General features: G+C 67.5%; 20 protein-coding genes and 1 tRNA gene. 7 read left to right on the forward strand and 14 right to left on the reverse strand.

Going from position 1 to position 18,043, the window contains the following annotated elements; genetic code table 11:
* Both groEL and groES read right to left on the reverse strand, forming a co-directional pair.
* Nucleotides 1-673 (reverse strand): chaperonin GroEL (gene groEL / locus ACFE87_RS18930; RefSeq protein ID WP_375461209.1); only part of this gene is annotated, 673 nt, incomplete at its 3' end.
* A 190-nt stretch (nucleotides 674-863) separates the two neighbouring features.
* Nucleotides 864-1,178, reverse strand: a complete 315-nt coding sequence (groES, locus tag ACFE87_RS18935; RefSeq protein ID WP_375461210.1) for a co-chaperone GroES — start codon at nucleotides 1,176-1,178, stop codon at nucleotides 864-866.
* 295 nt (nucleotides 1,179-1,473) lie between these two features.
* Here groES and ACFE87_RS18940 point away from each other — a divergent pair, with 295 nt between their 5' ends.
* The gene (locus ACFE87_RS18940) at nucleotides 1,474-1,962 is read left to right on the forward strand and encodes a PaaI family thioesterase (RefSeq protein ID WP_375461211.1); all 489 of its coding nucleotides are present in this window, start codon (nucleotides 1,474-1,476) and stop codon (nucleotides 1,960-1,962) included.
* 7 nt (nucleotides 1,963-1,969) lie between these two features.
* Here ACFE87_RS18940 and ACFE87_RS18945 read toward each other — a convergent pair whose 3' ends face one another.
* Nucleotides 1,970-2,497 (reverse strand): chromate transporter, encoded by a 528-nt coding sequence (locus ACFE87_RS18945; protein WP_375461212.1) that lies wholly within the window; start codon nucleotides 2,495-2,497, stop codon nucleotides 1,970-1,972.
* The gene (locus tag ACFE87_RS18950; RefSeq protein WP_375461213.1) at nucleotides 2,494-3,060 is read right to left on the reverse strand and encodes a chromate transporter; all 567 of its coding nucleotides are present in this window, start codon (nucleotides 3,058-3,060) and stop codon (nucleotides 2,494-2,496) included. The genes ACFE87_RS18945 and ACFE87_RS18950 overlap by 4 nt, the downstream gene beginning before the upstream one ends.
* A 266-nt stretch (nucleotides 3,061-3,326) precedes the next feature.
* Here ACFE87_RS18950 and ACFE87_RS18955 point away from each other — a divergent pair, with 266 nt between their 5' ends.
* The gene (locus ACFE87_RS18955) at nucleotides 3,327-4,775 is read left to right on the forward strand and encodes a lipopolysaccharide biosynthesis protein (RefSeq protein WP_375461214.1); all 1,449 of its coding nucleotides are present in this window, start codon (nucleotides 3,327-3,329) and stop codon (nucleotides 4,773-4,775) included.
* Here ACFE87_RS18955 and ACFE87_RS18960 read toward each other — a convergent pair.
* Nucleotides 4,768-5,427, reverse strand: a complete 660-nt coding sequence (locus ACFE87_RS18960) for a chemotaxis protein (protein WP_375461215.1) — start codon at nucleotides 5,425-5,427, stop codon at nucleotides 4,768-4,770. The genes ACFE87_RS18955 and ACFE87_RS18960 overlap by 8 nt on opposite strands.
* Nucleotides 5,428-5,653: 226 nt before the next feature.
* Between ACFE87_RS18960 and ACFE87_RS18965 the strand changes: the two genes are divergently transcribed.
* Nucleotides 5,654-6,352, forward strand: coding sequence for a L,D-transpeptidase (locus tag ACFE87_RS18965; protein WP_375461216.1), 699 nt, complete (start codon nucleotides 5,654-5,656; stop codon nucleotides 6,350-6,352).
* 61 nt (nucleotides 6,353-6,413) lie between these two features.
* Here ACFE87_RS18965 and ACFE87_RS18970 read toward each other — a convergent pair whose 3' ends face one another.
* Nucleotides 6,414-7,235 (reverse strand): DUF2076 domain-containing protein, encoded by an 822-nt coding sequence (locus ACFE87_RS18970; RefSeq protein WP_375461217.1) that lies wholly within the window; start codon nucleotides 7,233-7,235, stop codon nucleotides 6,414-6,416.
* 190 nt (nucleotides 7,236-7,425) lie between these two features.
* On the opposite strand from ACFE87_RS18970, the gene ACFE87_RS18975 reads away from it, so the two are divergent.
* Nucleotides 7,426-9,651 carry a malate synthase G gene (locus ACFE87_RS18975; protein WP_375461218.1) on the forward strand — a complete coding sequence of 742 codons (2,226 nt, stop codon included), beginning with the start codon at nucleotides 7,426-7,428 and terminating at the stop codon, nucleotides 9,649-9,651.
* A gap of 7 nt (nucleotides 9,652-9,658) precedes the next feature.
* Here ACFE87_RS18975 and ACFE87_RS18980 read toward each other — a convergent pair whose 3' ends face one another.
* On the reverse strand, nucleotides 9,659-10,213 hold the full coding sequence (locus ACFE87_RS18980) for a GNAT family N-acetyltransferase (RefSeq protein ID WP_375461219.1): 555 nt from the start codon (nucleotides 10,211-10,213) through the stop codon (nucleotides 9,659-9,661).
* Between the two features lie 124 nt (nucleotides 10,214-10,337).
* Between ACFE87_RS18980 and ACFE87_RS18985 the strand changes: the two genes are divergently transcribed.
* Nucleotides 10,338-10,414, forward strand: a tRNA-Arg gene (locus ACFE87_RS18985).
* A 61-nt stretch (nucleotides 10,415-10,475) separates the two neighbouring features.
* On the opposite strand, the gene ACFE87_RS18990 is transcribed toward ACFE87_RS18985, so the two are convergent.
* The 6 genes from ACFE87_RS18990 to ACFE87_RS19015 all read right to left on the reverse strand — a co-directional run bounded on the left by ACFE87_RS18990 (nucleotide 10,476) and on the right by ACFE87_RS19015 (nucleotide 14,069).
* Entirely contained in the window at nucleotides 10,476-11,315 is an 840-nt protein-coding gene (locus ACFE87_RS18990; RefSeq protein WP_375461220.1) for a class I SAM-dependent methyltransferase, read from the reverse strand.
* Nucleotides 11,316-11,657: 342 nt separating this feature from the next.
* Entirely contained in the window at nucleotides 11,658-11,960 is a 303-nt protein-coding gene (locus tag ACFE87_RS18995; protein WP_375461221.1) for a hypothetical protein, read from the reverse strand.
* Nucleotides 11,961-12,212: 252 nt separating this feature from the next.
* Nucleotides 12,213-12,464 (reverse strand): hypothetical protein, encoded by a 252-nt coding sequence (locus ACFE87_RS19000; protein WP_375461222.1) that lies wholly within the window; start codon nucleotides 12,462-12,464, stop codon nucleotides 12,213-12,215.
* A gap of 145 nt (nucleotides 12,465-12,609) precedes the next feature.
* A complete protein-coding gene (locus ACFE87_RS19005) occupies nucleotides 12,610-12,735 on the reverse strand; it encodes a hypothetical protein (protein WP_375461223.1) in 126 nt (41 codons plus the stop codon).
* Between the two features lie 231 nt (nucleotides 12,736-12,966).
* Nucleotides 12,967-13,503 (reverse strand): inorganic diphosphatase, encoded by a 537-nt coding sequence (gene ppa / locus ACFE87_RS19010; RefSeq protein ID WP_375461224.1) that lies wholly within the window; start codon nucleotides 13,501-13,503, stop codon nucleotides 12,967-12,969.
* 59 nt (nucleotides 13,504-13,562) lie between these two features.
* On the reverse strand, nucleotides 13,563-14,069 hold the full coding sequence (locus tag ACFE87_RS19015) for a GNAT family N-acetyltransferase (RefSeq protein ID WP_375461225.1): 507 nt from the start codon (nucleotides 14,067-14,069) through the stop codon (nucleotides 13,563-13,565).
* A 224-nt stretch (nucleotides 14,070-14,293) separates the two neighbouring features.
* Between ACFE87_RS19015 and ACFE87_RS19020 the strand changes: the two genes are divergently transcribed.
* The gene (locus ACFE87_RS19020; protein ID WP_375461226.1) at nucleotides 14,294-15,016 is read left to right on the forward strand and encodes a tyrosine-protein phosphatase; all 723 of its coding nucleotides are present in this window, start codon (nucleotides 14,294-14,296) and stop codon (nucleotides 15,014-15,016) included.
* 5 nt (nucleotides 15,017-15,021) lie between these two features.
* On the opposite strand, the gene ACFE87_RS19025 is transcribed toward ACFE87_RS19020, so the two are convergent.
* Nucleotides 15,022-16,911, reverse strand: coding sequence for an ABC transporter ATP-binding protein (locus ACFE87_RS19025; RefSeq protein WP_375461227.1), 1,890 nt, complete (start codon nucleotides 16,909-16,911; stop codon nucleotides 15,022-15,024).
* A 170-nt stretch (nucleotides 16,912-17,081) separates the two neighbouring features.
* On the opposite strand from ACFE87_RS19025, the gene ACFE87_RS19030 reads away from it, so the two are divergent.
* Nucleotides 17,082-18,005: an ABC transporter six-transmembrane domain-containing protein gene (locus ACFE87_RS19030; protein WP_375461228.1), complete on the forward strand. Its 924-nt coding sequence runs from the start codon at nucleotides 17,082-17,084 to the stop codon at nucleotides 18,003-18,005.
* The last annotated feature ends 38 nt before the right edge of the window (nucleotides 18,006-18,043 follow it).

An 18,043-nucleotide genomic window follows, 5' to 3' on the forward strand; every position in this document is an offset into this window, starting at 1 on the left:
TCTCGTGGATGAGGATGTAGGGATCCTCGAGCTCGGCGACCATCTTCTCGGCGTTTGTGATGAAATAGGGCGAGAGATAGCCACGGTCGAACTGCATGCCCTCGACGACGTCGAGTTCGGTCTCGGCGGTCTTGGCCTCCTCGACCGTGATCACGCCCTCGTTGCCGACCTTCTGCATCGCCTCGGCGATCATCTGGCCGATTTCCTTGTCGCCATTCGACGAGATCGTGCCGACCTGGGCGACTTCCTCCGACGACGCGACCTTGCGGGCGCGCTCGCCGATGTCCTTGACGACGGCCGCGACCGCGAGGTCGATGCCGCGCTTCAGGTCCATCGGGTTCATGCCGGCCGCGACCGACTTCGCGCCCTCACGGACGATCGAGGCGGCGAGCACCGTCGCCGTGGTGGTGCCGTCGCCGGCCAGGTCGCTCGACTTCGAAGCGACTTCGCGCACCATCTGGGCGCCCATATTCTCGAACTTGTCGGAGAGCTCGATCTCCTTGGCGACCGTCACGCCGTCCTTGGTGATGCGCGGAGCGCCGAAGCTCTTCTCGATCACGACGTTGCGGCCCTTGGGGCCGAGGGTGACCTTGACCGCATCGGCCAGGATCTCGACGCCGCGAAGCATCTTGTCCCGGGCGTCGGTGGAGAAACGTACGTCTTTGGCTGCCATGATGTAACCTCGGTTGGACTAGGCCCGCATGCCGAGGAGCGCCGACAGGCGCGTCTCGAAGCAGGCGAGAGGGTTGGTGCGTCCCCGGATCAAGTCCGGGGCAGGCTCTTCGAGATGCCGGCTGCGCCGGCTCCTCGGGATGACGCGGGTGCCGGATCGGGCCGCAGGCTGATGCGGCCGGGAGGCCTGCTTACGCGGCCTTCTTGAGAGCCGCGCCGCCTTCGACGATGCCCATGATGTCGGATTCCTTCATGATGAGGAGGTCCTCGCCGTCGATCTTGACCTCGGTGCCGGACCATTTGCCGAACAGAACCCGGTCGCCGGCCTTCACGTCGAGCGCGTTGATCTTGCCGCTCTCGTCCCGGGCGCCCGGTCCAACGGCGACGATCTCGCCCTCTTGCGGCTTCTCCTTGGCGGTATCCGGGATGATGATGCCGCCCTTGGTCTTCTCTTCGCTCTCGATGCGCCGAACGACGACGCGGTCATGCAAAGGGCGAAAGTTCATGCGTAGCCTCTTGGAATAGGGATTCAGCGCGGCCAGGCCGCTCGCCTCGAATTGGCACTCGCGACCTGCGAGTGCCAGGGCTGGCGCCGAGTTAGGCCGCGGCCCTGTCCTCGTCAAGAGGTTCGCAATGAAATCCCGCAGGAAGCGGCGTGCCTCGACTGCATTCCACCTTCTATCGGGGCGTTCACGGACATCTTCAAGTCCAGGCGGCGAAGCCGGCCCGATCCAACGCCAGGACGTTGACGAGGCCCTTCGTGAAAGGCGTATATGCCCGCTTTGATGGAGGCGGTCGGTCATGGGCGGCGAGGTCGGGATCGTAGCGCGGGACGTCGTTCTGCGGGAGAGCGGCCTCGCTTTGCTGCAGGGGCTGATCGACGGGCGCCATCCAAAGCCACCCTTCGCGGACACGACCGGCTGCATCCTGACCGAGGTCGCCGACGGCCGTGCCGTCTTCACGGGCCGCCCCGACGCCCGTTTCCTGAACCCGCTCGGCGCGGTCCATGGCGGCTGGACATCGGGCATCCTGGACAGTGCCATGGCTTGCGCGGTGCACTCGTGTCTGAAGGCCGGCCAGGCCTACACGACGCTCGAACTCAAGGTGCATCTCGTCCGGGCGATCCTGCCCGGGTCGGGCGAACTCACATGCGAGGGTCGCATCGTCCATCGGGGCGGTACGGTCGCCACCTCCGAGGGCTATCTGCGCGACGCCGAAGGCCGCCTCCTCGCCCACGGGACCGAGACCTGCCTCATCTTCGACGCGGCCGCCCGGCCGCCGCGCGGCTGACCTGCCGTCAGACGAGGCCGGCCGCCCCGAGTGCCGCCGCCGCCGCGAAGGCCCAGAGCGGGTTCAGTCGCGTGAAATAGGACAAGGCGGCCGTCGCCGCCGTGACCAAAGCCAGGAACGGACTGACATCCGTCGCCGAGGCCAGCAGCCAGGCGGTCGCAGCGACGAGCCCGACCGTCACGGTCGACAGCCCGTTCTGGACGGGACGACGCCAGACCGCATCCTTCAGGCGGTCCCAGACCCTGAAGACCGCGTAGGTGAGAAGGCTGGTCGGCACCACCATGGCGAGCGTCGCAACCAGCGCGCCGGCGATCCCGGCGACCCGCCATCCGACCAGCGTGACGATGAGGACGTTCGGACCGGGCGCGGCGTTGCCGATGGCAAACAAGGCGGCGAATTCGCCGGCCGACATCCAACGCTCGATCTCGACGACCTGGCGCTGCATCTCGGGAACGACGGCATTGGCGCCGCCGATGGCCAGGAAGGCCATGATGAAGAAGCGCCAGCCGAGCTTGGCGAGCAGGGCCGCGGTCATCGGGATCGCCATCCGGCCGCGACCGCGAGCGGTGCGAGGCAGAGGACGACCGGGAGAAGCGGCAGCCGAAAGATCGCGACGGCCGCGAAGGTCAGCGCGATGAAGGGCGCGCTCTGCCAGAACCGGCGTCGCAGCAGAGGCTCCGCCATCTTCATCGCCATGGCGGTCACGAGGCCCGCCGCCGCGGCCGCCATCGCGGCAAGGGCCCGGCCGACGGCCGGCACCTCCTGATACTGGCCGTAGAGAGTCGCCAGCACCAGGACGATCACGACCGGCAAAGCCATCAGGCCGGTGATGGAGGCCAGCGACCCGACAGGTCCGTGAAAGCGGGCCCCGATCGCGACCGACATGTTGACGATGTTGGGTCCGGGCAGCAGCTGGCAGAGCGCGAGCGTGTCGGTGAAGTCCTGGGAGGTGATCCAGCGACGGCGCTCCACGAGGACGAATCGCGCCCATGGCAGCACGCCGCCGAAGGAGAGCGCCGCGATCCGCATGAAGCCGAGAAACAGGGCCCAGGGAGACGGGGTCGGTGCCAGGTCCGGCTCCGGACCTTGCTCGATCAAGGGCCGCACCTGTCGGCAGATGCCTGACGCATCGTCGCCCCTCTGGAGGCATCCGCCCGATCTTCGGCCACCCTCGCCCCCTCCGCCCTGCTGCCGTCCCGCGCTTAGCGCCCGGGCTCCTCCGTGTCGACGCGGGCGCTCGCGGGGGGGATGGCTTGCCGAAGAACAGACTGGCGGAGCGGCGGCCTGAGAGCGTCGCGACCGGTGCTTAAGGCTTTCTGAGCCGTGGCCGGCTAGCGTGGGTCACGCCCCTACGCGGCAAAAGCATGATCCTCGTCGCCATCTTCCTCGTCAACGCTGCGCTCAGTTTCGCGCTGTCGCTGATCCTTGCCTCGCTGCTCGGGCCCGACGGGTTCGGGCGCTACGCGATCGGGCTCGCGGTCACGCTCGTGATCAACACGGTCCTGTTCGAATGGCTGCGCCTGTCGACGACGCGCTTCTATTCCGAGCGGGTCCGGACGGCCGAGCCTGCGGTGCGGGTCACGCTGAACCGCGCCTATCTGGTGACCGGGGCGGCTCTCGCGGCCGTCACGGCCGGCGTGATCGCGTTCGGCTTCGACCTCGGACTCCCGGCAAGCCTGTTCGCGGCGGCTTCGGCCTGCGGTCTCGCCTATGGCTTCTGCGAGTACCGGATGGCTTTGGCCCGCGCCCGTTTTCTCGAGCGGCCCTATGCGCTCCTCGGGCTGCTGCGCGCCTTGTTCGGCTTCCTGTTCGCGGCCGGGGCCGCGCTCGCGACGGCGGACCCGGCGCTGGTCCTGGCCGGAGCCGCGCTCTCGGCCTTTCTGCCCATCCTCGTCGTCCGGCGCAGGCTGCACGATGCGCCGCCGCCGGATGCGGGCTTTCGGCGCGACCTCGCCCTCACCTTCGCCCGCTATGCCCTGCCCTTGGTCGCGGCGAGCGCTTTCTACCAGCTCCTGCCGCTCCTCAATCGGACCATCCTGGCCGGACGCGAGGGTTTTACGGAGGCGGGGTATTTCTCGCTCGCGAGCGAACTCGTGACGCGCCTCTTCCAGAATCTCGGGGCGGCGCTCGATCTCGTCCTGTTTCAGCTCGCGGTCCGGGCCGAGGAGCTGCACGGACGCGAGGCGGCCGACGCGCAGGTGGAGCGCAATGCCGGCATCGTGGCCGCCGTCGTGATCCCGTCGGCCGTCGGCCTTTGGGCCGTGTGGCCGTCCTTCGAGGCCCTGTTCATCCCCGCGGCCTTCCAGGGGCGGCTCGGGGAGACGATGCGGCTCATGATCCCGACGCTCGCGGCCTTCGCGCTCGTGCAATACGCGCTGAACCCTGTCTTCCAGCTCAGGCGGCGGACCACGCCAGTGGTCGCGGCGGCGCTCGCGGCACTTCTCATCAATGTCGCGATCGTCTTCGGCTGGCCGGCCCTCGCCGGGCCGCAGGGCTTTGCGGCAGCCCAGCTGGCCGGCATGACAGGCGGGCTCGTCATCCTGGCCGCGGTAGCGGTCGCGACGGGCGGCCGCCTGCCATGGCGCGACCTAGCCTTGTCCTGTCTCGCGGCCGCGATCATGGCCGCTTGTCTGTGGCCGACGCGGGGATGGGCGGCCCCGGCCTGGCTTCTCGGACCGCAGATCGTGGCCGGCGCCGCCATCTATGGCGCCCTCGCCCTCGCCTTCGACGTCGCCGGCGCGCGAGGCTATCTGACCGCCCGGATGCGCCGCATGCCGGATGCGCGCCGAGACCCGGGCTCAGCGCTCAGCTGAAATAGGCGTCGACATCGGATTGGGAGACGTGCCCGGCCTCCCCGGGCAGACAGGGCCCGCTGAGGAGAGCAGCCGGGCGGTTTAGAAGGGGCGAGACATCGGGTGACGGGGACGCGGCCTGACCCCACACGGCGATCATGCGTTCGACACGCTCCTCGACGACTTTCAACGCCGTCACGACCTTGCGTATACGCTGCCCCGTGATGTCCTGAAAATTGCAGGCCTCGTAGAGGACGAGCACGCGGTCGAGGATGACGTCGGCCGGCTCGCCCCGGCGCTCCGCGCCTCCCGTCTTGATCAGATTCGCGGAGAACTCGATCTCCTCGACCGCGCCGAGGATCGTCGTCGTGGCCCGTTCCGTCGCGGCCGAGACGGCGTCGAGTTCGCACGCGGCCCGATGAATGCCGCCGGTGGCGGGGAAACGCTGGAGATCGGACACCTCGCGCTTCGTCGCGGAGATCGCCTCCCGCATGGCCGTGAGTTCGGCGGACAGGCGCTCGGCATCGACCCGATGACGGCACGCGTGCGGTGGGCAACCGACTGCCGCGCCACCGCTCGCCTCCACCTGCGCCTCGCCGAGCACGGTGTCTCGGTGCTCGATCCGGAAGGATTTCAGCGCAGACGGCATGGCGGCCCAAGGGGTGAGTGGCAAGCGACCCTAGGCGTCGAACCTTGCGAGTTGCTGAAAGCCCTCCGTGCCGAACGGCGTTTCGCAGCCGTGGCGAAAGCTCCTGCTAACCCTCTCTCGACTTTCCGGCCCAGCGATGCCGACCCAGGGCCGGAAGACGCCGCACCTTCACCAACCCGTCAGGCGGGTCGGAGATCGTGAGCCTGCGCAGGCCATCGGCCTCGCATCGGTCACGCGACGGACTTTCCCCATGACACGTCTCACCTGGACGATGGCGCTCGGCTGCGTTCTTGCCGCAGCGACAACCCCGGCATTCGCCCAAGGCCTGCCGCGCCAATCCGTGCGAGGCGGCCAGTATGGCGGCGGCTTCTTGGAACTCCTGATGACGGGCCAGGAAGCCGTCCGGGCAGCGCCGCGGAGCGCCCTGCTCGGTCACGCCCCGGATCCTCTCCTCGCCGGCCTCCCGGCGTCATACCCGGCGGAGGCGGTCGTCCGCCGCGAGACCGACCCCATCTACCGGCGTCGGACCGTGGCCTATGACGGTCCCGACGCCCCCGGCACGATCGTCGTCGATACGCCCTCCCGATTCCTCTACCATGTGCAGCCGGGCGGGCAGGCGATCCGCTACGGCATCGGTGTCGGCCGGCCGGGCTTCACCTGGGCCGGCATGAAGACCGTCACGGCGAAGCGCGAATGGCCGGGCTGGACGCCGCCGCCACAGATGCTGGCCCGCAGGCCCGACCTGCCGCGCCACATGGAAGGTGGTCCGGGAAATCCGCTCGGCGCCCGGGCGCTTTATCTCGGGTCCTCGCTTTACCGGATCCACGGCACGAACGAGCCGCATACGATCGGGCAGGATGTCTCCTCCGGCTGTATCCGGATGATGAACGAGGACGTGACCGACCTCTACGCCCGTGTGCGGGTCGGCACACGCGTGCGCGTGATCTAGACGCGAAAACGGCCGGGCAAGCCCGGCCGTCCACGTCTCGATCAGTGCCGTTGAAGCGGCGTCAGGTCCAGCTGTCGTCGCCGCCGCCGAGGTCGGAGCCGCCATCGTCGAAGCTCGCGTCCTGTACGCTGGCGCCGTCTCCGAAGGCACCGCCGCCGTCGCCGAACGACGCGTCCTGCACGCCGCCTGCGCCGCCGCCGCCGAACACGCCGCCGCCGTCACCGAAGGAAGCGTCCTGGTATCCGCCCCCGGCGCCGCCGCCGAGCGCGTCACCGAAGCCCATCGAAGACATGTCGGTATTCGACAGGCTGCCGAGCGTCGAGTGGCTGCCGCCCGAGAAGGCGTTCATCAGAGCGCTGCCGACCACCATGCCGCCGGCGACGCCGGCTGCCGTCGTCAGCGCACCGCGCAGAAAGCCGCCGCCGGCAGGCGCCTGCTGCTGCGGCTGGCCGGCCCACGGTCCACCCTGCTGAGGCTGGCCGCCCCAGGGTCCGCCCTGTTGCGACGCGTAGCCGGGCTGCTGCTGACCGCCGCCCTGCTGCTGCCCGTAGCCGCGCTGGGCGCCTTGTCCACCGAACGAAGCGGCGGCCGGCTGCTGGCGCGCACCACCGCCGAAGATCGACGACAGGATCCCGCCGCCGCCCGACGACGCGGAGCGCTGGAGCTGCTCGTTCTCGGCACGGAGTTCCTCGATCTGCTGGTTGAGGCTCTTCAGCGCCTCTTCCTGGACGTAGAGCGCCTGCGCCATGGCATAAGGCGCGTAGGGCTGCGCCCTCACCTTCTCTGCGATGAAGCGCTCGGCATCCGGATCGCGCGTCTGCCCGGCAGTCTGTTCCAGCCGCTTGAAGATGTCGGCGATGATCTGTTTTTCCTGGTCGTTCACGTGGTGGTCCCCTCTGCAAGGAGGCCGGTTGAAACGGCCACGGAGAAGACATGGGAAGCGTCCGAAGCTTTTGTAGGGTCGCGCACAAAACAATGTGATCCGGCATAACATCCGGGGAAGTCGTACGATTTCGGGTGCCGATCGCCCCGCGGGCCCGCTAAGGGTGCGCAACGGGATGGAGACGAACGAGATGCGGTGGGTCGAGGTGGCGGGATTGCGGGTTGCGGAGGTGCTGCACCGGTTCGTGTCGGAGGAGGCCGTGGCCGGTACGGGAATTGAGCCCGAGCGATTCTGGTCCGGCTTCGCGCGCATCGTCGCCGACCTGGCGCCCCGGAACCGCGACCTCCTCGCGCTCCGCGACCGGCTCCAGGCCGAGATCGACCGCTACCACCGGGATGCCGGCGGTCGCGCCTCCGATCCCGCCGCCTACCAACGCTTCCTGACCGAGATCGGCTATCTTCTCCCCGATCCCGGACCCGTCTCGGTCGAGACCGGGAATGTCGACCCGGAGATCGCCTCCATCGCGGGCCCCCAGCTGGTCGTGCCGATTTCGAACGCCCGCTATTCGCTCAACGCCGCGAACGCCCGTTGGGGCTCGCTCTACGACGCACTCTACGGCACCGACGCCATCTCCGAGGAGGGCGGCGCGACCCGCGGCGGCGGCTATAATCCGGCGCGCGGCGCGAAGGTGATCGCGAAGGCCCGCGAAGCGCTGGATCGCGCCGCCCCGCTCGCGGAGGCCCCGCATGCCGAGGTCGTCGGCTATGCCGTCGAGGACGGGATGCTGACTGCGAAGCTACGCAGCGGCCACACGACCCCGCTCGCCCGGCCGGAGGGTTTCATCGGTTATACGGGCGACCCGGCCACCCCGGCGACCATCCTGCTGCGGCACAACAACCTGCATCTCGAGATCCGGATCGACCGCTCGCACCAGATCGGGCGCGACGACCCGGCCGGAATGGCCGACCTCCTTCTCGAATCGGCGATCACGACGATCATGGACCTTGAGGATTCCGTCGCCGCGGTCGATGCCGACGACAAGGTCGAGGTCTATCGCAACTGGCTCGGCCTGATGCGGGGCGACCTCACGGCGACGCTCGAGAAGGGCGGCCGCACGATCGAGCGGCGCCTCAATCCCGACCGGACCTACCTCGCGCCGGACGGCGGCGAGGTCTCCGTCCCCGGCCGTTCGTTGATGCTGGTCCGCAATGTCGGCCACCACATGTTCACCGATGCCGTGACGCAAGGCCGGGAGGAGATCCCAGAGGGGATCCTCGACGCGGCCATGACCGCGCTCATCGCGATCCATGACCTCAAAGGCACCGGGCCCATCCGGAACAGCCGCGCCGGCTCGGTCTACATCGTCAAGCCCAAGATGCACGGTCCGGACGAAGTGGCTTTCGCGGCTGAGCTTTTCGACCGTGTCGAGGACCTGCTCGGCCTCGCCCGCAACACGATGAAGATGGGCATCATGGACGAGGAGCGGCGCACGACCGTGAACCTCAAGAGCTGCATCGGGGCAGCGCGCGAGCGCGTGGTGTTCATTAATACCGGCTTCCTCGATCGCACCGGCGACGAGATCCACACCTCGATGGAAGCCGGCCCGATGATCCGCAAGAACGAGATGCGGCAGACGCCCTGGATCCGGGCCTACGAGGACAACAACGTCGATGTCGGCCTCGCCTGCGGGCTCGTCGGTAAGGCGCAGATCGGCAAAGGCATGTGGGCCATGCCGGACGCCATGGCCGAGATGCTGACCCAGAAGATCGGCCACCCGAAGGCCGGCGCCAACACGGCCTGGGTCCCCTCCCCCACGGCCGCGACCCTGCATGCCCTGCATTATCACGAGATCGACGTGGCATCCCGCCAGCGCGAACTCGCCTCGCGCGAGCCGGCGAAGCTCGCCGACATCCTCACGATCCCGGTCGCGAATTCGAACTGGGCGCCGGACGCCGTGCAGGAGGAACTCGACAACAACGCCCAGGGCATCCTCGGCTATGTCGTGCGCTGGATCGATTCAGGGATCGGCTGCTCCAAGGTGCCGGACATCCATGATGTCGGGCTGATGGAGGACCGGGCCACGCTCCGGATTTCAAGCCAGCATATCGCGAACTGGCTCCATCACGGCGTCGTCGACCGCGACACCGTGATGGCGACGATGCGCCGGATGGCCGAGGTGGTCGACCGGCAGAATAGCGGCGATCCGGATTACCGGCCGATGGCGCCCGGCTTCGAAGGCCCGGCCTTCGCGGCCGCCTGCGACCTCGTCTTCGAGGGCCGGGACCAGCCGAACGGCTATACCGAGTTCGTGCTCCATCGCCGCCGCCGCGAGGCCAAGGCGGCCGGGGCTCCTGACCGGATGGACGAGTCGGCGGGCTCGACGGACCGCCAGCCTGTCCGCGTGCCCAGCGCCTGACCGGGCGTCAGGTCGAGGGCTCGAGGATCTTGTAGAAGAAGCTCGTATCCGCGAGGCGGCCGCCCGGCTGGAAGGCGTGGTCGGGAACCCGGCCGAACTCCGTCCAGCCGCAACTCCGGTAGAGCCTGTCGCCGGCGCTGCCGGTCTCGGTATCGAGCAGGAGGAGCGTGCGGCCGGCTTCGCGCGCTGTTGCCTCCGCGGCCGCCAGAAGGCGGCGGCCGACGCCTTGGCGGCGGGCCGAGAACAGGACCAGCATCTTCCCGATCTCGGCGCGGTGCGAGCCGTTCGGCTGAGACGCCAAGGTCAGGATCACGGTCCCGACGAGGTGGCCGCCCTGCTCGGCGACCAGGAGCCGCTTCTCTCCCGAGGCGATCCCGGCGACCTGCGCCCGCCAGAAGGCCTGGCCCTCGTCCCGCGAAAAGCCGGCCATGAAGTTGACCGACGCCCCACAGGCGACCGCGTCGACCAGGATGTCCGCCAGATCCGCAAGTCGGGCCTCTGCCTCCGCCGCGTCCAGTTTTCTGACGGCCGGGCTGCCGGCCCCGGCACTCGGTGCACTCATCCCGAACATTCTCCGGCCTGATCCGGCGCCCACCGCTTGCGTGTTCCGGGCCACCTGCCGTGTCCGAGGCTCAGCAGGTCTTCGGTGACACCCGGAACCCGGTTTGCTAGATGAGCGCGCGCAAGACTCCGTAGCTCAGCTGGATAGAGCAGCCGCCTTCTAAGCGGCAGGTCGCTGGTTCGAGCCCAGCCGGGGTCGCCACTACCTTCCCCGGCCTCATCGAGTGGGATGAACCTCCGCTTGGGGATCCCGCCCGAGGTGATCACGATCCGTCGAGAACGCCCGTCCAGGTCTGGGTACCGCCGTTCGGGGATTTCACCTCGATGCGCGTTCCGCTCACCGTCCCGAAATAGCGTGCCTGTCCCGCAAGAAAGGTGATCTCGGCTCCGTTCAAGCGTCCTTCGCTGATCGGGACAGCCTCGCCGTTCGCCGACAGCGTTCCCGTCACCATCTGGAAACGCTGCGTCAACTTGAGTTCGCCTCCGGGCACCTGCCAAGTCCCACCGACCTTGGCGGGCACCACCCACCTGTATGCCCGGCAGAAGCTGCTACATCCCTCGCCAACGTTGATGGATTCCTCCGGCGTCCAATCTCCGATGGTGAAGGTATTGGACACCACGCGCGTGCCCGGCTTCATCGCCAGGATGGACGGAACCAGGCGCAGATTGAGGTCAGGCAACAAAAACAGGGTCAAGACGGTCGCTTGCTTGAAGTCCGTCTCGAAGATGTCGCCCTGGATGAATTGCGCCTTGTCCGACACGCCGGCAACGGCGGCATTGTGCCGGGATAGGGCGACCATTCGGGCGTCATACTCCACGCCGAGTGCCTTGATGCCGCGCTTTGCTGCGGTGATGACGGTCCGCCCATCGCCTGATCCCAGATCTATGACGTAATCCGCCTCATTGGCCCCGGCCATATCGAGCATGCGGTCGACGAGCGTCTGTTCGGTGGGCACCCAGACGACATCTTTGCCTTCCTGGCCGGAGCGAGGGACGAAGACTCCCTGGGTCCCGGTGGCGACGGTATCCTGCTGTGCTTTGGCGGCGCCTTGAGCGCCCAGCATGATGGCACAGGCAGCAGCCCAAATACGGATGGCTCTCATTGCGCGTTCCTTGTGCGGGTAGCGAACCCAACCAGCTCGATCAACAGGCCGCCTTCGGCGCGGTTCCCAATCAGGCGGCCGAGATGTTCGGAGCTGATCACCGCCGTGAAGATCAGCGCTGCGACCGTGATCCTTCATGCCGAATTCGAGGCGTTCCTCCAAGGGCTGCCCCTTGCCGAAGCAACGGAGCCGGCTAAGCAAGCCGGCTGAAGCTGCGCTGACAAGCGCTCTCGCTTCTCTCGAGTTCCGCATCGAGGTCCTGGGGACGAGCCTTGTCCTGAGACGAGTTCCCGAAGAACAGAAGCAAGCTGGCTCGCACCAGTGACAGAGAGGCGCACGCGTCTATGGCGTCTTTCTCTCTCTCGCCTCGGCGCCCCTTCCCTTGCCGGGAATGAAGATCGTGATCTCGTCGAGGCGCTTGAAAGCCGCGCGGCAGGTCGCTTCCCCCGACCTGCTGGCCTCGACGAACTCGGCAACCTTGCCCTCTGCCCCCATCCGCAGATCGAGGGCCTTCACGAAGGCTGCCCGGCACGGCTCATCGGCGGCCATGATGCGCTCGGCGGCCTCGCGCTTGGTGAGATTGTCCGCCGTGAAAGCGACGATGGCGATGACGATGCCGGCCAAGACAGTGAAGGCGATCAGCACCCGTGGATGATCCGGCCAACTGCCCCACCTCTCACCCCCTTGTCTGTCGGCGACTGCTCAGTTGCCGTTCGTCACACGCCACGGAGCCTGGCCCGGCTGATCAGGCACGTCTAGCTCCTTTCGTGATCGGCTTCGGTGGCAGTCTATGCGGGAGAGCCAGGCCGAGCGGATGCGCTCGAGGTCCGGCACCAAGGCCCGATCGTGATTGCCTCCGCCAGCACCAGAGTGTCGGGATCCCTGAGCCGGCGGCCGCTACGCCTGGAGCAGGGTCTCGGGATAATCGTGCGGGACGTCACCGAAGGCCGCGATGATCGTCGTCGTGCAGATCCGGCCGTCGTCGTCGGACACGAGGCAGAGCGCGGCAGCCGCCGGAACCGTCGGGAACATGGCGGCCGCGGTGGCGCGGGCTTCCGCCTGTCCGCTCACCGGAATGCGACGGCTCGGCACGACGCGACCCTCCGCGCGCTCGAATACCTGAACCCAATATGTCGGCATGTCTGGCACGATCGATCCTTTACGGATCCGTGCGTTACAGCCGACGACCTGAACCCTTGCTGCATGAGCGCTTCAGCTGGCCGAACAGGCGCGTCGCGGATGGCGGGTCGGAAGACGATGGCCGCGATGACGCGGGGGCAGGGAACGAGTCGCGTCAGATACCGCGCCAGTCGTCCCCCTCATCCTGGGTCATCGCCGGAAGGAACAGCGCAGCCATGAAGACGGCGGCACCCACGCTCAAGGCCAAGGCCCCGAGTTCGACCATATGCAACAGGGTCATCAGGCACCCGACGAGACACGCAACACTACAATTTGAGATAGACTCTCTCTGTCTCGGGAACAACCGGCTGCCCCATTATCTCGCTCGAGACGCACGTTGCCGAGGCTTGCGTCCGGTTCACGACGGTCCGCGCGCACACGAGAACCGGCTACGCCTACGTGAAAAAATTGGACGACAGCACGAGGCTCCGTTGATTACCGCGATCGTAGCCGACAGTTCGACGGCTCCCGGTCAGAGCGAATGGGCCCTGGCGCGTTCGATCCCTTCCAGGATCAGCCGGCGAGCCTCGTCGGCGTCGCCCCAGCGGATGATCTTGACCCATTTTCCGGGTTCCAAGTCTTTGTAATGGCCGAAGAAATGCTCGATCTGGTCGATCGTGATCGAAGGAAGATCCGTGTAGCCCGCGACCTTCTCGTAGCGGCGGGTCAGCTTGTTGGTCGGGACCGCGATGATCTTCTCGTCCTGGCCGCCGTCATCCTCCATCAGGAGAACGCCGACCGGCCGGACGTTGATGATCGCGCCCGGGACGATCGCCCGGGTATTCGCCACGAGCACGTCGCAGGGGTCACCGTCGCCCGACAGCGTGTGCGGGATGAAGCCGTAATTTCCGGGATAGCGCATCGACGTGTAGAGGAAACGATCGACGACGAGCGTCCCGGCTTCCTTGTCCATCTCGTATTTGATCGGTTCGCCCCCGATCGGGACCTCGATCACCACATTCACGTCGTCCGGGGGATTGTGCCCCGTCTTGACTGCTTCGAGGCGCATCCGCCCGTTCTCCCTGAATATTTCGCTCTATCGGGACCTTGTCCCGACCACAAGCGAACTCAGCGGAACAGGAAGCAACTCTTCGTCAGGCTGGATCCGCCGAACCGCTCGTTCGTCTCGGCGATCATGCGACCGCCCATGTGCCGATAGAAGTCGCAGGCGCGCTCGTTGTCGGCGAGGCACCAGACGGCTACCCGCTTCGCGCCGCGGTCGTCCAGGTCGTTCCGGACCGCCTTGAAGAGCCGCTTGCCGAAGCCGAGCCCCTGATATTCGGGCGCGAGATAAAGTTCGTCGATCTCTCCGTCCGCAGGAAGCGACCGGTCCCGGCAACGGCCGTAGGAGACATAGCCCACCACCTTGTCGCCGACATCGAGCACCACGAGCGGGCGACCCCGTCCGATGGTGGCGAGCCACCAGCGCGGGCCGCGGCGGCCGATCATCCGTTCGAGCGCGATGGCCGGCAGAATGCCCTGATAGGCCTCGCGCCAGGTGGCGTCGAAGACCGTGGAGAGGTCGGCGGCGTCTTCCGAGCGCGCCCGACGGACACTGATCGTGATCGCAGTCATGGCGTACCCGCAACCTCCCGGTGTGAGACGACCCTGGCCTTCCATCCTCCCCAAACCGAGCAAGTTCGAGGCCAGCAATCGCGCGCGTCCCCCGATGCCCGATGCGATGTCACCGGGCCGCAACTCCGGGCGCCGCCATTGCCGGGCGGAACCTTGGCTGCTAGAGCGCGGCTCGCTCGAGACCCGCTCCCCGACACATCTGCTGCCGTTATCGTCCGGTCATCGTGCTTAACAAACTCCTAAAACCCGAGACCCGCTATGCGCGACGTATGGCCCGCATCGCGCGCTGGGACCGCGCCATCGGAGGCCGGCTCGACCGCGCGCATGCCTGGGCGAACATGCTGTTCGTGGATCATGGCCTCTTTCGGATCGTCTATCCGAATCGCGACCGGGTGTCGGACGAGCTCTGGCGGTCGTCGCAGCCGAGCCCCGGACAGATCGCGCGCCTGGCCCGCTCCGGCCTCCGGACGATCGTCAATCTGAGGGGCGGCCGGGAACACGGATCGTGGCCGCTCGAGCGTGAGGCCTGCGAGCGCCATGACGTCGCCCTCGTCGATTTCGTGCTCCGGTCGCGCGAGGCGCCCGACCGGGAGGTGGTTCAACGGCTCGAGTCCTTCCTCGGCGAGATCGAGTATCCGGCCCTCGTCCATTGCAAGTCCGGAGCGGACCGCGCCGGTCTCTTCGCGGCGCTCTACATGATCCTCCGCAGGGGGGCGACGGTTGCCGAGGCGCGGCGACAGCTCGCGCTCCGGTTCGGTCATTTCCGGCATGCGAAGACCGGGATCCTGGACGCCTTTCTGGACGCCTACGAGTGCGAGGGGGAAGCTGCCCGATTGCCGTTCGGCGAGTGGGCGGCCCGTATCTACGATCCGGAGGCTTTGGCCCGCGACTTCAGGCCGACCCTCTGGTCGACGCTGATCGCCGACCGCCTGATCCGGCGGGAATAGCTCCGCTACTCCCCGGCGACCCGTACCGGCTCAGCCTCCGAATCCGGCTCCAATTCGCCGAGGAGCTGCAGCCGCTGGAGCCTCGCATAGAGGCCGCCATTCCTGCCGAGCGCCGCATGCGTGCCGGTCTCGACGATGCGGCCGGAATCGAGGACCACGATCACGTCGGCGTCGCGCACCGTCGAAAGCCGATGCGCGATGACGAGCGTCGTGCGGCCTCGCATCAGGGTCCGGATCGCGGCCTGGACCTGCGTCTCGGCCTCGGCGTCGAGCGCGCTCGTGGCCTCGTCGAGAAGGAGGATCGGTGCATCTTTGAGGAAGGCGCGGGCGAGCGAGAGGCGCTGGCGCTCGCCGCCGGACAGCCGCGCCCCGCCAGGCCCGAGCTTGGTGTCGTAGCCCTGCGGCAGTGCCGAGATGAACCCATGGGCAGCCGCGGAGGTCGCCGCGGCCACGATCTCGTCCCGGGTGGCAGCCGGTCGGCCGAAGCCGATATTGGCTGCGACCGTGTCGTCGAACAGGACGACGTCCTGGGTGACGAGCGCGATCGAGGCTCGCAGGCTCGCGAGCGTGACCTCCCGGACGTCCTGGCCATCGACGAGAACGCGGCCCGAACTCGCGTCGTAGAGGCGAGGCAGGAGCGACAGAAGTGTCGACTTCCCGGACCCCGAGCGGCCGATGATCGCGGTCGCGCGGCCGGCCGGGACCTCGAGGCTGACGCCGTCGAGCGCCGGAACGCCGTCGCGGTAGTGGAAGCGGACATCCTCGAAACGGACCTCGCCCGGCCCGACCACGAGCGGAACGGCGCCGGGCCGGTCGCGGATCTCGGGCCGCTCGTCCATCACGGCGAAATAGCGTTTCAGGGCGGCCGCGGCCTCCTGGATGATGGCGTTGAGGTTGCCGAGCGCGCGCACGGGTTGCGCCGCGATGATGAGCGCGGTCACGAAGCCGGCGAAGTCGCCGACCGTCGAGCGCCCGTCCAGGATGCGCCAGCCGATGATCGCCAGGACGGCCGCAACCGCGAGCCCGCCTCCGGCCTCGAGGAGCGGGTCGAGACGGGCTCGGGCATTGGCGGATTTCATCTTCAGCCGCCGCACGCCATCGAAGGAGGCCTTCGCCTTCCCCTTCAGGTAGCCTTCCAGCCCGTAGCTCTTCGCGATCCGGGCCCCGGCCAGGCTCTCGGAGACGAGGCCGGCCATCTGCCCGATCTGTTCCTGGGTCGAGGTCGAGTTCCGCCTGAGCTTCTTGCCGATCCGTGCGACCGGGCGGGCGATGAACGGCACCACGGCCGCGGCGACCAGCGTCAGGGCCGGATCGATCAGGAACATCGCCGCGATCAGCGCCGTGATGGTGGCGAGTTCGCGCAAGAACACCGTCGAGAGCCGGGTCAGAGCTTCCTTGATGAAGGCGAAGTCGGTCGTGAAGCGCTGGGTGAGCGCAGCGGGGCTTTCCCGGTTCAGCTGCGCGACGTCCGAGTCGATCAGGTGCGCGTAGAGGGCGCTCTGCATGTCGGCTTCGATCCGGGTCACGACCCGGTTCGTCAGGAGGGTGAGTGCGTAGAGAGCGAAACCCTTGATCGAGGTGATCAGGATCACGAAGAGCGGCCCGTACAGGATCGCGTCCCGCCGCTCGATGAACCAGCGGGCGAAACCGAGATTGATCTTGATCGGCGTGCCAGTCCCGAACCTGTTCGAGAACGCCTCGAAAGCGGCCTTGATCAGGACCGGATAGAGGCCCGTCGAGGCTGCCACGAGCACGATCAGGACCATCACGAGCGACAGCGTGCGCGCGTGGGGCCTCAGCCACTCGCGCCACAACCGCCGCACGAGCGCGAGCGTGTCGCCTGACGGCAGGATTTCGGCCGCGCGGGCAGTTCGGCGTTTGGAGAGCCAGGACACCCCAACCCTGTACCGCCCCGCGCGGGGCCAAGCAATTTGGGAGCCGTGAGGCGAATCGGCCCGGTCTGCTCTCGCATGGACCTAGATTCGCGAAGCGAGCCCGGTCGGATGCGATTGCATCCCGGGCAGAGCCCGCTATGACGCCCGGGCATTCCTTCGAGACCCGCCGCATGGCCTCCCCTTCCCCGAGACCGCTGTCGGCGCTTGAGGCCGTCCGGCCCTTCCGGCCGCGCATCGCGCTGACCTACGGGCTGATTTTCCTCGAGGACCTGCTCGAACTCTCCTATCCGTGGGCAACGGGGCTCGCGATCGACGGGCTGATCGCACATCAATACGTCTATATCCTGCCCATCGTGGTCGCCTGGACATTGCGGGGCGCGATCGGTTGCTTCCGGCAGATGTACGACACGCGGCTCTATACGGTCGTGTACAACAACATCGTCACGGCCACGATCACGCGCCAGCGCTCGGCCGGGGTCAGGACGAGCGACGTCGCCGCCCGTTCGAGCATGTCGCGCGACTTCGTGACCTTCTTCGAGAAGGACGTCCCGACCATCCTGACCTCCCTCGTCGGGATCGTGGGTTCCGCCGTCATCCTGTTCTTCTACGACATGACGATCGGTGCGATCACGGCATCGCTGTTCCTGCCCGTCTACCTTATCAATCGGGGCTACAGCCGGCGCTCCGCCATGCTGAACGCCAAGCTCAACGACCAACTCGAACACGAAGTCGATCTGATCGAAGAAAACGACGAGCAGAGGATCAACCAGCATTTTACGCTGCTACGGCAATGGCGCATCAAGCTGTCCGATGCCGCAGCGATCAATTGGACGATCATCGAGGTTCTCTCGATCATCGTCTTCATGGCCGTGATCGCGCGTGCGACCTTCCTGCCGACGACTGAGACCGGCGATATCTTCGCCATCCTGGTCTACGTCTGGCGATTGATGGAGAATCTCGATCACATCCCAGAGATCGTGCAGCAGCTGACGCGTCTGCAGGATATCCGGAAGCGGATCGAGGCCGGGGCCTCGATCGAGGCCGTCGGGGCCGAGATCGAGAAGGCGCATGAGCAGGATGCCTCGGAGATGTAGCGGAGGGCGCCTGCGTCCCGCCCCAGGCCGATCCGACC

The organism is uncultured Enterovirga sp. (genome assembly GCF_964242715.1).
Taxonomy (GTDB): domain Bacteria; phylum Pseudomonadota; class Alphaproteobacteria; order Rhizobiales; family Beijerinckiaceae; genus Enterovirga.